The organism is Leadbetterella sp. DM7, from assembly GCF_040829825.2.
Lineage (GTDB): Bacteria > Bacteroidota > Bacteroidia > Cytophagales > Spirosomataceae > Leadbetterella.
The window spans coordinates 1-13,986 of sequence record NZ_JBFOLH020000022.1 but is presented as its reverse complement, the minus strand read 5'-3'; the positions used below and the strand labels follow the sequence as shown (position 1 = coordinate 13,986).

At 51.4% G+C, this 13,986-nt stretch carries 10 protein-coding genes; 6 read left to right on the top strand and 4 right to left on the bottom strand.

Annotation, left to right across the window (positions count from 1 at the left end):
* The first annotated feature begins 75 nt into the window (after positions 1-75).
* The 3 genes from AB2U10_RS18010 (at position 76) to AB2U10_RS18000 (ending at position 3,839) form a co-directional block, all read left to right on the top strand.
* Positions 76-1,140, top strand: coding sequence for a sensor histidine kinase (locus AB2U10_RS18010; protein ID WP_367916387.1), 1,065 nt, complete (start codon positions 76-78; stop codon positions 1,138-1,140).
* Positions 1,133-1,810: a winged helix-turn-helix domain-containing protein gene (locus AB2U10_RS18005; RefSeq protein WP_367916386.1), complete on the top strand. Its 678-nt coding sequence runs from the start codon at positions 1,133-1,135 to the stop codon at positions 1,808-1,810. The genes AB2U10_RS18010 and AB2U10_RS18005 overlap by 8 nt, the downstream gene beginning before the upstream one ends.
* 79 nt (positions 1,811-1,889) lie before the next feature.
* Entirely contained in the window at positions 1,890-3,839 is a 1,950-nt protein-coding gene (locus AB2U10_RS18000; RefSeq protein WP_367916385.1) for a KUP/HAK/KT family potassium transporter, read from the top strand.
* Positions 3,840-3,885: 46 nt separating this feature from the next.
* Here the strand turns inward: AB2U10_RS18000 and AB2U10_RS17995 are convergent, their stop codons facing one another.
* A complete protein-coding gene (locus AB2U10_RS17995; RefSeq protein ID WP_367916384.1) occupies positions 3,886-4,575 on the bottom strand; it encodes an SMUG2 DNA glycosylase family protein in 690 nt (229 codons plus the stop codon).
* A 147-nt stretch (positions 4,576-4,722) separates the two neighbouring features.
* Here AB2U10_RS17995 and AB2U10_RS17990 point away from each other — a divergent pair, with 147 nt between their 5' ends.
* The gene (locus tag AB2U10_RS17990) at positions 4,723-5,220 is read left to right on the top strand and encodes a DUF4890 domain-containing protein (protein WP_367916383.1); all 498 of its coding nucleotides are present in this window, start codon (positions 4,723-4,725) and stop codon (positions 5,218-5,220) included.
* An 87-nt stretch (positions 5,221-5,307) separates the two neighbouring features.
* On the opposite strand, the gene AB2U10_RS17985 is transcribed toward AB2U10_RS17990, so the two are convergent.
* Both AB2U10_RS17985 and AB2U10_RS17980 read right to left on the bottom strand, forming a co-directional pair.
* Entirely contained in the window at positions 5,308-6,327 is a 1,020-nt protein-coding gene (locus AB2U10_RS17985) for an SO2930 family diheme c-type cytochrome (protein WP_367916382.1), read from the bottom strand.
* Positions 6,328-6,397: 70 nt separating this feature from the next.
* Positions 6,398-7,672 (bottom strand): parallel beta-helix domain-containing protein, encoded by a 1,275-nt coding sequence (locus AB2U10_RS17980; protein WP_367916381.1) that lies wholly within the window; start codon positions 7,670-7,672, stop codon positions 6,398-6,400.
* Between the two features lie 93 nt (positions 7,673-7,765).
* On the opposite strand from AB2U10_RS17980, the gene AB2U10_RS17975 reads away from it, so the two are divergent.
* Complete coding sequence (locus AB2U10_RS17975) at positions 7,766-10,123, top strand: carboxypeptidase regulatory-like domain-containing protein (RefSeq protein ID WP_367916380.1); 2,358 nt, start codon at positions 7,766-7,768, stop codon at positions 10,121-10,123.
* A gap of 3 nt (positions 10,124-10,126) precedes the next feature.
* Here AB2U10_RS17975 and AB2U10_RS17970 read toward each other — a convergent pair whose 3' ends face one another.
* Entirely contained in the window at positions 10,127-11,320 is a 1,194-nt protein-coding gene (locus tag AB2U10_RS17970; protein ID WP_367916379.1) for an MFS transporter, read from the bottom strand.
* A 275-nt stretch (positions 11,321-11,595) separates the two neighbouring features.
* Here AB2U10_RS17970 and AB2U10_RS17965 point away from each other — a divergent pair, with 275 nt between their 5' ends.
* Positions 11,596-13,761: a pectate lyase-like domain-containing protein gene (locus AB2U10_RS17965; RefSeq protein ID WP_367916378.1), complete on the top strand. Its 2,166-nt coding sequence runs from the start codon at positions 11,596-11,598 to the stop codon at positions 13,759-13,761.
* Positions 13,762-13,986 lie beyond the last annotated feature (225 nt).

The following is a 13,986-nucleotide window of genomic DNA, read 5'->3' as shown; positions in this document are numbered from 1 at the left end:
ATTATTCTTTTGCAGCCGGAGAAGTATGCCGGGCAAATATTTTTACATTTGTAATACATAAAAAATAACAGAATAGTGAGACACATCTCTGTTCTCCGGCAGATTCTCATAGGCGCAGGCTTCGTGATCCTGCTTTCCGTAGTGTGTTATTTGTTCCGGCCCTATATGGATTACCGTATCGTGGCCCTCATTCTTTTACTGGCCGTATCGCTGCTGGCCGTTTTGTTTGATATTCTCCCTGTGCTGGTTTCGGCGGTATTGAGCGCCCTGATCCTGAATTTGTTTTTTATTGAGCCGGTACTGCATTACAAGATCAACAGTGCCGAAAGCGCCCTGCTGTTTTTTATCTATATGCTGGTGGCCCTGGTCAATGCCGTGCTGACCAACCGCCTCCGCAAGCTGGAGGCCCGTACCCGGGATAAGGAGGAGAAAGAAAAGACTATCCAGCTGTACAATACGCTGCTCAGCTCGTTATCCCATGAGCTGAAAACACCCATTGCCACCATTATCGGGGCGGTAGATACGCTTAAAGAAACCGGAGATAAGATAACGGCGGAACAGAAAGCCGACCTGCTCGCTGCCATTGACATTGCCGGCAGCCGCCTGAATAACCAGGTGGAAAACCTGCTGAACATGAGCCGGCTGGAAACGGGCATGCTGACCCTCAAACGCGACTGGTGCGATATCAACGAGCTGATATTTATGGTCATCGGTGCGGTGCCCGGCCAGGGCGGTCATACGATTCTTTTCGAACCCGATGACCGCGCCCCGCTGTTTAAAATTGATGAAGGCCTGATGGAAATTGTCTTGTACAGCATTATCAGCAATGCGGTCAGGTATACACCGCCCGGTACCGAGGTGCGGGTGAGTGTGGGCTTTGACGATGACCAGCTGCACATGGTTATCAGCGACAACGGCAAGGGCATACCCGAAGAAAAAAGACAGCAGGTATTTGAAAAATTCTACCGGATGCCGCGCTCAGGTACAGGCGGAACGGGCCTGGGGCTTTCTATTGCCAAAGGAATTGTTGATGCCCACAAAGGAGAAATCCGGCTGGCCGACAGCCCTTCGGGCGGTGCGGAGTTCAGCATCACCCTGCCGGCAGAGGTTTCGTATTTAAAAAATCTGAAGAATGAATAAACCTGAGGTACTGATCATTGACGACGAACCCCAGATCAGGAAGCTGCTGGAGATCAACCTGAGCAGCCACGGCTACCAGACCCGCCTGGCCTGCACCGGTAAGGAAGGCCTCATGCTGGCCGCTAACCATATTCCGGAGGTGATCCTGCTTGACCTGGGCCTGCCCGATATGAGCGGGCACGAGGTGCTTCTGCAGCTGCGGGAGTGGTACCGGAAAGCCATTGTGGTGCTGTCGGTAGAAAAAGGCGAAGAAGACATCATTGCAGCGCTGGATAACGGTGCCAACGACTACCTTTCCAAGCCTTTCCGGGTGGGTGAGCTCATGGCGCGGCTGCGTTCAGCGATCCGGAACAACGATTCAGGAGAAACCCGGCAGGTCATTACGGCAGGAGAGCTGGAGATTGACCTGGCCGGCCGCGTGGTGAAGGTCGATGACCAGGTTTTAAAGCTGACCACTACCGAATATAACCTGCTGGCCCTGCTGGCCCGGAATGCCGGCCGGGTACTTACCCACCAGTTTTTATTAAAGGAAGTATGGGGGGTAGGTTACCAGACAGAAACCCAGTACCTCCGGGTTTTTGTGGCCCAGCTGCGAAAGAAGATCGAAGCAGATCCGAACCATCCCCGGCACCTGATTACGGTAAGCGGTGTGGGGTACCGGTTCGAGTGATCGTCTTTATAAAATCTTTATACCTGCAGGGATTTATTTATATTCTTCTAACAGAATCGGGGCGAACTTTGCACCGGATATGAGAGATGCGCACGAAATAAATAAAAAGGTCACCGCTGCCTCCCTGGTTATAGCATTGGGAATCATCTACGGTGACATCGGTACCAGCCCGCTTTATACCTTTAAAGCAATCATCGGTAATAAACCTATTTCTGAAATGCTGGTGCTGGGCGGGGTCTCCTGTGTTTTCTGGACCCTCATGCTGCAGACTACCGTAAAATATGTCTGGCTTACCCTCCAGGCCGATAACGAGGGAGAAGGCGGGATATTCTCGTTGTACTCCCTGGTCAGGAAATACGGTAAGAAGCTGATTGTTCCCACCATGATCGGAGCATCAGCCCTGCTGGCCGACGGCATCATCACCCCGGCGGTGACCGTTACTTCTGCCATCGAAGGCCTGACCATGATTGAGCGCCTGCAGCATATTTCGCCCGTACCTGTTGTGGTGCTGATCGTTACGATGGTATTCTTTTTCCAGCGGTTCGGATCAGAAAACGTGGGCAAAGCCTTCGGCCCGGTGATGGCCCTGTGGTTCAGTATCCTCCTGGTGCTGGGCATCAGCCAGATCAGGCATTACCCGGAGGTGCTGCGGGCCTTAAACCCCTATTACGCCTACCAGCTGCTGACGCATTACCCGCACGGCTTCTGGATATTGGGAGCGGTGTTCCTGTGTACTACAGGGGCAGAAGCGCTCTATTCTGACCTGGGGCATTGCGGCCGGGAGAACATTCATATTACCTGGGTATTTGTGAAGATCTGCCTGGTGACCAATTACCTGGGTCAGGCCGCCTGGCTGCTGCATCAGGGAGGGCGCTACCTGAGCGACAGGAACCCTTTCTTCGAGGTCATGCCCGGCTGGTTCCTGGTACCCGGCATTATCATTGCCACCCTGGCAGCTATCATTGCGTCACAGGCCCTGATCAGCGGCTCATTTACCCTTATAAACGAGGCGATCAACCTGAATTTCTGGCAAAGGGTGATGGTGAAGCAGCCTACCGAGGCCAAGGGACAGATCTATGTTCCTAGCGTGAATACCCTGCTGTGGGCCGGGTGTATCCTCATTGTTTTCTACTTTAAAGACTCGGCCAGCATGGAAGCGGCCTACGGGCTGGCCATCACGGTGACCATGATGATGACCACTTTCCTGCTGGCGTATTTCCTGCGGTATAAATTACGGTGGAATAAAATGGTGGTGATCGGGTTACTGATGGTTTTCGGTGCTATCGAAGTTTCGTTTTTTATTGCCAATCTCAGTAAATTTAAAGACGGGGGTTACATTACGGTACTCGTGGGCAGCTTGTTTTTCCTGGTCATGTACACTTCCTTTTACGGCCGGAAGATCAACAACCGGTATACCAAATTTTCGCACCTGGGTAAGTTTACCGACCGGATCGTGCAGCTGTCGGAAGATAAAAGCATTCCCAAATTTGCTACTCACCTGATCTACCTGACCAAAGCCGATCACCGTGACCAGGTAGAGCAGATCATTCTCAATTCTATTTTTGCCAAGCGTCCGAAACGGGCCGATGTATACTGGTTTTTCCATATTAACCGTACCAACAAGCCTTATACGTTAAACTACGAAGTCTCTGAGCTGGTCGATGACAAGGTGATCAAAATTATATTGAATATCGGTTTCCGGGTTCAACCCCGCTCAGAGCTTTACTTCAGGCAGATTATTAATGAGCTGATCGGGAAAAAAGAGCTGAACCTGCATCTCCGCTACAACGGCTCAAGTAAATACAACGACAGCATTGATTACAAATTTGTGGTCATTGAAAAGTACATGTCTATTGAAAACGAATTCAGCTTCCACGAACGGTTTGTACTGAATACCTACTTCTCGCTTAAAAAGTATGTACAACACGATGAGCAGGCCTTCGGTCTCGACAAAACCAGCGTACTGGTAGAAGAAGTGCCGCTCGTCTACCATCCGCCGAAAAAGGTAGAACTGGAGCGGGTGGGGTAGTAGAGCTTTCCGGATAAAAACCGGGCAGGAGGGAGAAATAGAGGCCTTAGTTTCCGGTTAAGATCTGAATATAGCCGGCAATATATATTTCCTTTTCCTTCGATTTATATTGTTGGATAAACCGGGGGTGATCGAGAGCAGTGAGTTTTCCGAACAGCTTTTCTTCTTTATTGATCCGGTCCAGGAAATCCGCGTTTTTTTTCCCGAGCACAAATACTTCGTCTGTATCCAGGCCCAGGCTGATGTGCTTTTTCAGCGATTCCACCATAAAAGGCTTTACATCTCTGAAGAGGGTGGGGTCATCGTAGTAGTTGGCATTCAGGAAATTTCCGTTGGTGGTTTGCCTTACAATGGCCAGGGGGAAGGGCGAGTTGATATAAAAATCGCGGTAGAAGGCGCCGGGACCGCCGTAGGCCCGGATCATGTCGTACATGAAAACAGAAGAAACCTCGTGGGTGCGGGCAGAGGTCATCCGGATGCCGCATTCGCTTTCCAGGCGCTTGGTGTCGGTAAAAGGCACACCGGTTACGCCGGCGCCGTGGCGGCTGGGATTAATGCCGATCAGAAATTTCCGAGGGCGGTTATCGGCATAGTACTGACCATAGAATGCTTTCATCACCGCCATGGTTTCCGGGTTTCCCAGGTAAGGGTTAAGTACCGCAAAATTTTCAGGGAGCCGGCCGTGATAAACCAGGTTCTGATTGAACTCGACCACTTTATCAGCAAATGTTTTCATAGGGCAAATGTACGTTTTTTTAAGCCTCTTTCCGCAAAACATCTGCGTAAGCGGAACATGCCGGCAGGATAAAAGACCGCGTGCATCAAGCGCATGTGAAGCAGCAAACCGACGGGTTTTTACGTATCAGTTTAAAAGAAAGAAGCAATGAAAAAAAGCAAATGGTTTGCGCCCGCCCTGGCGGCGCTCTTATTCGTATCATTAACCTCGTATGCCCAGTTCGGATCGCCGGGCGGCGGACCGCCATCGGGAGAGCAGAGGAGGCCGGAACCCCGTGACCCTGAAAAAGTAATGGAAGAGGAGGTGCACTGGATGAAGAAAAAACTGAAGCTGAACAACGATCAGACAGCCACTGTGACCCGTATCTCGGCGAAGTATGCCTACGCCCAGGATGACCTCATGCGCAATGCTATGGGGGCCGGGCGCCCTTCAAGAGAAGAGATGGAAAGAACAAGAGACCGGATGAAGCAGCTGGGACTGGAAAAAGATGTGGAGATGCGAAAAGTGCTGAACGACAGCCAGTATAAGAAATACCTGAAGAGGAGAGTAGATTTATCGAAAGAAATGGAAAACAACCGCTCCGGCGGCCGGCCCGGCGGCGCTATGGGCGGGCGACCCGGAGGTGGCGGCCCGGGAAATTTCTAAACATTTTTTTGCTATACACTCAGAATTTGATCACAAAAATGTTTTAAACCCAATCCTGCTTTCAGGGTTGGGTTTTTCTGAATTGTATCAGAGGGAGTCGATCCACCGGGCAATCAGCTCTACCCCTTCCTGGTGGATGGTCACCCGGCCCATTTCAGGCATCATTACGCCGGGATGGGTGGAGTTCATCCGGTAGGTTACAATAGACGCCTTGCTTTGACCCGGAAGAATATCAAATTTCAGTCCGCCGCCACCCATACCGGCTGCTACCGGCGACTTCCATACGCCCAGGTGAAAAGGACGATCTTCTTCGGCGTTGTAGTACAGGCCGGAGGTAGAGGCAGGTCCCGACTGGCTGTGGCAATGCCCGCAATTGACGTCGAGGTAGGCCCGGGCCCGTTCAGGCAGAGGCCGGGATGCATCAAAAGGATTGACCAGCGGGTGTATAGCAGACAGGTCTTTACCGGTCTCCAGGATACCGGTCTGCTGCCATTTTTCCAGCGGACCGGCCAGTTGTTTCGCCTTGGGGCCGATAGGCAGCATCACCCCGTTTTTGTTATGGCAGCTCCGGCACTGGGTTTTCTGGGGTACCACGTAGTTGAACGCTGCTTTTGCTCCTTGCTTATCGGTATAGCTGACGGGTATGGAGGCACCTGTATTCTTCAGGGTAGCTTCTGTTTGCTCATCGTTCCAGAGGTAAGGATAAGCCTCCCACGTTCCCTGGTTTTTGACGAGCAGCCGGGTTTCGATCACCCGTTTTTCACCCTCGGGCTTCCTGAAATCAAGCGGGTAGTAAAAATGCTTTACCAGGATGGTTTTATCCGGAAAATCCAGCGGCGCATCCGGGTCATCGGGGAGGGTGGCATGTGTATTTCCGGGCATCCATACGTAACGCTTCTTAAAGGCGTAGTCGGTAAAGAGTGAAGAAACCGGCTCATAAGGGGTTACTCCTTCTGCCTGTGAAAAGTTTTTCAGGTCACCGGTAAACAGGCCGTATTCCGACAGGGTCTTGTACGGAAGTTTCGAGAAGTCAATATCTGAAGGGGTTCCGGAGTGCGAGCAGCTCCAGAGTATACCTGATAGCAATATCAGCCAGCCATTTTTCATGAGAGGTAAGTTAAAAACTAAAAGCTAGGGAACATAAATATTTATGTAAGAATGTTCCGCAACTTTTCACTTATTTATTTGACGGAATCATCGACACATCTGTAGAAACCGGGTATGACCCGGCAAAGCTTTTGGCATCTTTTTCCATCCGGATTCCCATCACGTTCCCGTCATCCGGGATCACCATCCGGTAAAACCGGAGGTCGTCTGTTTTTTCGTCTACAAAAACCTGCATCGGATTGGTGGCGGCATCTTTGCCTTTGGCAGGATCCAGGATGCCGTCGTAAAGAATATCCGGCGCCCTCAGGCATTTGGCGGCAATCAGCTTACCCCAGTCTTTGCTCAGGTCGGGCAGGGCCATTGCACGCTCATACGTATTGTCATGAATATAAATGCGGGTAGTATAGGGGCTCCATCCCGGGTGGGTAGGAACGGGCAGGTCGGTAATCTGGTAGCTGGCAATGGCCACGCCCAGGGTACGGTTATCAATGATTTTGTTATGGAACACTTCCACCTGGTCACCGGCCAGGATCACCACGCCACTGCCGGGCGGAATCATGGATACCGGGTTACCGTCCTGGAAAATCGCGAAATTTTCGTGGTTATTGGCTTTGATCAGGTTATTAAATACCCGGGTACCTGACCCAAAGGGCTTGGGCAGGCCCGGCAGGTTAAAAATGAGTATTCCGCCCGTATTGTTTTCTGCATGATTGTCGTACACTTCGGCATTATCTGAGTTTTCGATCTCTATGCCGGCCACATTCTGGTGAACGTAGTTATTTCGCACAATAATGTTTTCCGACTGCCCCACGTAGATGCCCGCATCGCGCGAGTGGCTCACTTCGCAGTGCTCTACCAGCACATTCCTGCATTGCACCGGGTAGATTCCATAGGTACCGTTCTCTGACTTTTTGCCGTGGGTCCAGGTGGTATTTACCTGGCGGAACGTGATGCCCTCGCAGTGCTGGGTTTTGATATTATCTCCGGGGGCGTCGGCTACGGTAAAGCCTTCCAGCAGGATATTATTTCCCGCAATCTTCATTCCTTCACCACCGGTGGTCATGGTTTTGAACGATAGCACGGTATTGAACATGCCGGCCCCTTTTACTTTTACACCGTTGACATTGTCGAGAATGAGCTGGGTAGGCAGCTCGTAATATCCTTCGGGAATTTCAATGACGGATCCTTCTTTTGCGTCAACAAACTGCTCAATCAGCTTTTCAACCTGCTCCGGGCCCGCTTTAGGCAGCTTTTCAATGTTGAGGGAAGTGGCCTGTTCTTTCTTTCCACAGGAGACCGCCAGCAACAGCAGGAACACGGCCGGGGTCAGTACGCTTAATCTCATAGAAAATGTAATAATCTACGAAATAAAGAAATAATTAGAATATAGTAATAAAAAATTGACTTATTTTAGTGCTGTTGGCCTTATTCAGCACCTATGAAGCATTGGATATTCTTTTTTGTTTGCCTGGTTTCTGTGGCCAGGGCCCAGGACCGGACCCGGGATGTAAGGGGGATCGTTACCGACAAGAAAACCGGGCAGCCGCTGGAAGGAGCCACCGTAATACTGGAAGGAAGTACACAAGGCGTTTTAACGGCTGAAGACGGCGAATTTACCCTGAAGAATGTACCGTTAGGCAGAAGAACGGTAAAGGTGAATTTTGTGGGGTATGAGCCGTTTACCATGGCTGATTTCATTGTACAGAGCATCCCGGAACCCTACCTCACCATAGCGCTTACCGAAGTCAGCCGGGAGATACGCGAGGTAGTGGTAACGGCGGCCAAAAATGCGTATGAGCCGCTGAACGATCTCTCGGTGGTGAGCACACGTTCTTTTACCGCAGAAGAAGCCGAGCGTATGCCCGCCGGCGTCAATGATCCCGGCCGGATGGCCTTGTCTTACCCCGGTGTGCAGGTGGGGCAGGACGACACCGAAAACCAGATCGTGGTACGCGGGAACTCCCCTGCAGGCATCCTGTGGCGGCTGGAGGGCATTGATATTCCCAATCCCAACCATTTTGCGCTGATCGGGTCTTCAGGCGGCGGAATAACGGTTTTTTCCTCGCAGCTGGTAGCCCGCTCCGACTTTTCAACGGGCGGCTTTGCGGCAGAATACGGCAATGCCCTCTCCGGGGTATTTGATGTCAGGTTCAGGGCGGGAAATAACCAGAAAAGAGAAAACCGCTTCAAGGCAGGGGTGCTGGGAATAGACTTTGCCACCGAAGGACCGATCAGCAAGGGAAGCTCATCGTACCTGGTCAATTACCGGTATTCTACCCTGGGCCTCCTGAGCAGCATGGGCTTTTACCTGGTGGGTGAGCGGGTGACCAACAACTTCCAGGACCTGTCTTTTAACCTGGTGTTCAGAAGCAGGAACAACAAGAGCGTGCAAACGGTATTCGGCATGGGCGGGCTCAGTGAAGAGCATTACATCCCGGTAGAAGATCCCGCCCGGCGCGAAGCAGGCGTGGCCAATAACTGGGAAGACCGGGTAAAGCCGGCCAATATGGGTGCCCTGGGCTATACCTGGACCCGCCACCTGAATGCCGGATCGGTACTGAAAACGGTAGTGGCGCTGGTGGGGAGCGATATCCGCCGGTCTGGCGATACCCTGGACCGGGACAACCGGCGATTCCGCTATGAAACGCAGCAGTACACCGATAAGCGGGTGGTGGCCACCACGGTATACCAGACCCGCCTGGGCGCAAAATCGGCTTTGAAAACCGGGATAATCGGGAATTTCATCCGGTTTGATTTTTACAGGGATGTAAAAGAACGGAGCTCACTTTCAGACGTCAGCCAGCTGCGCGGAAACGTGTCGGTAGAAGGAAACGGAAACACCGCTCAGCTTCAGCAGTATGCCCAGGTACAAACCCGTCTGCTGCCCGGCCTGAATTTAAATTACGGTTATCACTACCTGAAATTATTCGCAAACGGCACGTGGTCGCTTGATCCGCGGGTGTCTTTGCAATACCTGGCCGGCGAGAACCACCGCCTGAGCCTGGCCTATGGATTGTACAGCCGCACATTGCCGCTGATGGCCTATTATGTCAAAGATTCGCTGGGCGTATTTCTGAACAAAGACCTCGGGTTGCTCAAAGCCCGGCACCTGGTGTTCTCGTACCAGGTATATACCCCTTCCAAGATCCGGTGGGTGCTGGAAGCTTATTACCAGAAGCTGGCGAATGTGCCGGTGGATCCTGATAAAACGTCAAATTACTGGATGCTGAACAACAGCTCGGAGTTCCCGGTGACGAAGATGGTCAGCCGGGGAACCGGTACCAATTACGGAATAGACGCAGCGATAGAGAAGATGTTTTCTGATTCGTATTATTTCCTGGTAACGGGCTCATGGGTGAATTCAACCTATAAAACACTGAACAACATAAAGCTCAATACCCGTTTTAATACGGGGTATACCACGGCCGTGACGGCCGGTAAGGAATTTCCCCTGAAAAACGGCAAGACGTTCCAGGCCGGTGCCCGGTACCTGCTGAGCGGAGGTTTCCGGTATACACCGTATGACCCGGTGCTCTCGGCTAACGAAGGGCACTACGTGGAGCTGAAAAATGCTGATTTTGCCGGACAGGTACCGGCTTACCGTCGTCTGGATGTGCGTTTTGCCTACCGGTATAACGCCAGGAAGCTTTCAGGAAATATCAGCCTGGATATCCAGAATGTATTTAACCGCATCAATGCGACGTCTGTGTATTACAATGCCGGGAATAACACCACCAGCATTTTTTATGACGGCAGCGGACTGGTGCCGGTGATCACTTTCCAGTTTGACTTCTAGGCACTACCGGATCACCTTCAGGCGGGTCACCATAACGCTGATCATGACCCCGAATACGGCTATGAGCGCATAGGAGATCCGGAGGTTCAGGATCTCGGAAATATACCCGATAAGCGGTGGCCCCAGCAGGAAGCCCAGGTAGCTGATGCTGGCAATAGCTGCCAGGGCAGCGCTGGCCGACATTTTCTTCTGCTGGCCCACCATGCTGTATACATTCGGGATATTGGTAGATACCCCGAAGCCAACCAGCAGGAAGCCAAAAGCTGCCGTAGAGATGTACGGAAACAAAACGGCGATCAGCAACCCGGCCGCAATCAGCAGCCCGTTCAGCTGCATAATCCTCTTTTTGCCGGTTTTTGCCACAATTTTATCGCCCACAAAGCGGCCGGTGGCCATCATGACCATAAAGCAGGCATAACCCAGGCTGGTCCAGGCACCCTGCGCCCCTACAATGTCTTTGAAATAAACACCGCTCCAGTCAAACATGGCACCCTCGCACGACATGGCAAAGAAGCCGATGATGCCCAGCTGCAGGATAAGCGGATCGGGTTTTGAAAAGAATTTTTTCTTTTCAGGTGTAGCTGTTTTGGGGGCGCTGTCGCCCACCAGGTATTTTACATTGGCATACGTGGCAATGAAGCTGATGACCGAGATCAGCGCAAAGTGATACATGGGCGTAAGCTTCATCGCTCCGGCCAGCAGCCCGATCAGGGCACCGGTAAAGCCGGCCAGGCTCCAGGCTCCGTGAAATGAAGCCATAATGGGGCGGTTATACATTCTTTCGGCATTAACGCCCTGGGTATTCACCGAGATGTTGCACAGGTTACCCGTTACCCCGAACAGGAACAAAGCGGCGGCCAGCTGCCACGCACCCGTACACAAAGAAAGCAATACCATGGCCAGGGAATAAAGCGGCAGCGAAAAATGCATGATATTCCGGCTTCCGTATTTTCCTACAAGGTAGCCCGATACGGGCATGGTGCACATCTGTCCGGCCGGTAAGGCAAACAGGATAGACCCCATGGCCCCGTCAGAAAGCTGCAGGGCGGTTTTGATGTCGGGGATCCGGCTGGCCCAGGAGGCAAAGCACAGGCCCTGGAAAAAGTAAAAAGACGATACGGCAATACGAACACGAACTTTCGTGGAATGAATTCTGAGATCGGATGTATTCAGGTTTGCATTGAATGAAATTGCCATAGCTACCGGATTGAAACTGCAAAATTAAAGCAGTTCTGTTCATTTGCTGAAACCGGTACACCGGAGTTTTCAAAAGATATGGAAAAGGTGAAAAGGAATAATTGAAATGTTATATATTGCTCATGTCCAGCACCGTAGAGGTGAATAATAAGGAAGCGTTCAGGCTTCTACCTGATCACATGAATGACGCCGGTCAAAAACCTGTACCCGGATCATCAGTGGAACGGAAAACTTAAACTAAATTAGGGCCTGAAATCATAACCGAAGAATTTCTTATGAGTACAAAAATAACCTTTGTGTTAACCGCATTTGCGTTGATCCTATGTGGTTTTGATACACCTTGCTTTCCCGGAGAAAGCAGCCCGGAGACAGGGGGCAAGCTGGTTTACAACAAGAAGAAGCACAGCATGACCTTGTCGTGGCCTGCATTCGGTTCTTCAGGAAACTATGTGATCACAAGAGGGGGCAGCCGCCTGGCATCAGATTTTGTGCCGGTAGGGTCGACTTCCGGGCTGACATTCACAGATCACAGGCCCAACGCCGATAAGTATGAAAATTACTATAAGATTACCCGAGACTCATTAACCCTGATACTTTCGCTGGAGAACCAGATTTTTGGTGATCGTATGTATTTCTATGACAGGAAATACGAAACGGCCGAAACGGCACGGAACGAAATCAATTCGCACTTCAGCACTGTGGGGCTGGGCGGGTCCAACGGTGAGTGGACCACTAAACGTCAGGCCTATTATTTCAAAGCAAATGTGAATGGTCAGACGTACGATCCGGGCGGCTCAGGTTCAGCCTCATCGGCAGCGTCTAACGCCATAGAGCTGGGATTCTACTCTCATATCGGGGGCCTGGGAAAGGTACCGGCAGCGGTTAAGCTGGGATCGGTATTCACCAGGCCCCACCTTTCAGGCGGAGCAAACGCCACCTGCACCTTCTGGCGTTCCATGGAAAATGTGACCGTGATGCGCGATTTTGCCTGGACGGTTTCGCAGTCAACCAGTGCGCGAAGAATGCAGGTTGAAAGCACCTCGAAGTATATTTCAGACGTAGGCGATACCAATTTCTGGGGCAGTGGCGGTTATATTGCCGATACGTATTATACATCATCCCGGCCCGACTGGAAGGGACAACAGCAATGGTACACCCGGAATACGGTCTTCCCTGCCGGGCGGGGAGCTATGGGCGGTTCGTATAACATGGTCTGGCAGGGCTGTGTCAATGCCCCGGAAGCAGACGAGATCAACTCACCCGTTCCGGTTACACCCGTTATCCGCGAAAAACCTTTCCTGTTTATGGATGACGACGGCGAATACAAAGTGTTTGTTCCGGCATGGCAGAAGAACAGAACAGGGCTATCCTGGTCGTCGGCAGGTATGGGAAAAGGGGAGGTCCAGGATCTGCTTACCGACTGGTATGTGGCTAAAGAAGGCGATACCGATGCTGAGATCAATGAGGCTTTAAAAGCAGGCAAAAATATATTTTTTACACCGGGCCATTATGCATTGAATGCGCCTATCCAGGTAAACCGGGAAGACGCTATCCTGCTGGGGGCCGGTATAGCTTCGGTAACGCTGGAGCCTACGGAAAAAAACACCTGGGGATGCATCTATGCCGATGACAAAGATGGAATTATTATTGCCGGACTTCTCATGGATTCCTTCAACAGTACAACGTACCAGGTCAGGGTGGGGAATGAAGGAGCTCATGCCGATCACTCTGGCAATCCCATCCTGCTTACCGACCTCACGTGCAGGGTAGGCGGGGTTCAATCCAAAAATATCCAGGTACATGCCTCTATGCAGATCAACAGCAATCATGTGGTGGGTGATCACTTCTGGTTGTGGCGTGCCGATCATGGTTCGCAACGCGGCGGAGATGCCCGCTGGGTAAGAGACAGGTGTAAAAACGGGCTCATTGTTACCGGTGATGATGTTACGCTGTATGCCCTGTTTGCCGAACACTACCAGGAATATGAGGTGCTGTGGCTGGGAGAACGCGGCAGGACCTTTTTCTTACAAAACGAGCCTCCGTACGATGCCCCGAACCAGGCAGCCTGGAGCAGCCAGGGAGGCAGGGTAGAGGGTTATGCGGCATTTAAGGTAGCGAATACGGTGAGCGAACATCATAGTATAGGAATGGGCTCGTATGCGGTTTTCACCGGAACAGACGGCCATGTGAATAAGAAAAACGGCTTTGAGGTACCCAACAACCCGGGTGTGAAGCTGGAAAAGATGTGCATCACCCGTTTTGCGGGCCCGGGCAATATCCTGAACGTCATTAATGGTGTGGGCGGCAGCACAGCTACGGGCGTGAAACGGGTGGCCTTGTACAACAATACCGGAGGTACCCAACCTTATGACGAAGAATTTACGCTGCCGGATCGGGAATCCTGGCCTGCCTATATTGTTATGGATAAGAAGCAGAATTAAAGTATCAGCGGTTGACCATATGAGTCACGAAGACACATGAGTAAGTTAAAAACGGTCCGCCGCTGCGGTTAAAAACTAAGCTACATTTCTATTATTATATAGGGATATTCAGTAAATAGAATTGAAATCGGTTGTTGAATAATTTTTTGACAGCCGATTTTGTTTTTTTAAAGAAATGCTAGCCAGAGATTTTGCTGATGGGATACTATGTTGTTGTCAAGGGCC

Coding starts and splice junctions, on each gene's coding strand:
- AB2U10_RS18005 (WP_367916386.1), top strand. CDS start 1,133: ATGAATAAACCTGAGGTACTGATCATTGACGACGAACCCCAGATCAGG.
- AB2U10_RS18000 (WP_367916385.1), top strand. CDS start 1,890: ATGAGAGATGCGCACGAAATAAATAAAAAGGTCACCGCTGCCTCCCTG.
- AB2U10_RS17995 (WP_367916384.1), bottom strand. CDS start 4,575: ATGAAAACATTTGCTGATAAAGTGGTCGAGTTCAATCAGAACCTGGTT.
- AB2U10_RS17990 (WP_367916383.1), top strand. CDS start 4,723: ATGAAAAAAAGCAAATGGTTTGCGCCCGCCCTGGCGGCGCTCTTATTC.
- AB2U10_RS17985 (WP_367916382.1), bottom strand. CDS start 6,327: ATGAAAAATGGCTGGCTGATATTGCTATCAGGTATACTCTGGAGCTGC.
- AB2U10_RS17980 (WP_367916381.1), bottom strand. CDS start 7,672: ATGAGATTAAGCGTACTGACCCCGGCCGTGTTCCTGCTGTTGCTGGCG.
- AB2U10_RS17975 (WP_367916380.1), top strand. CDS start 7,766: ATGAAGCATTGGATATTCTTTTTTGTTTGCCTGGTTTCTGTGGCCAGG.
- AB2U10_RS17970 (WP_367916379.1), bottom strand. CDS start 11,320: ATGGCAATTTCATTCAATGCAAACCTGAATACATCCGATCTCAGAATT.
- AB2U10_RS17965 (WP_367916378.1), top strand. CDS start 11,596: ATGAGTACAAAAATAACCTTTGTGTTAACCGCATTTGCGTTGATCCTA.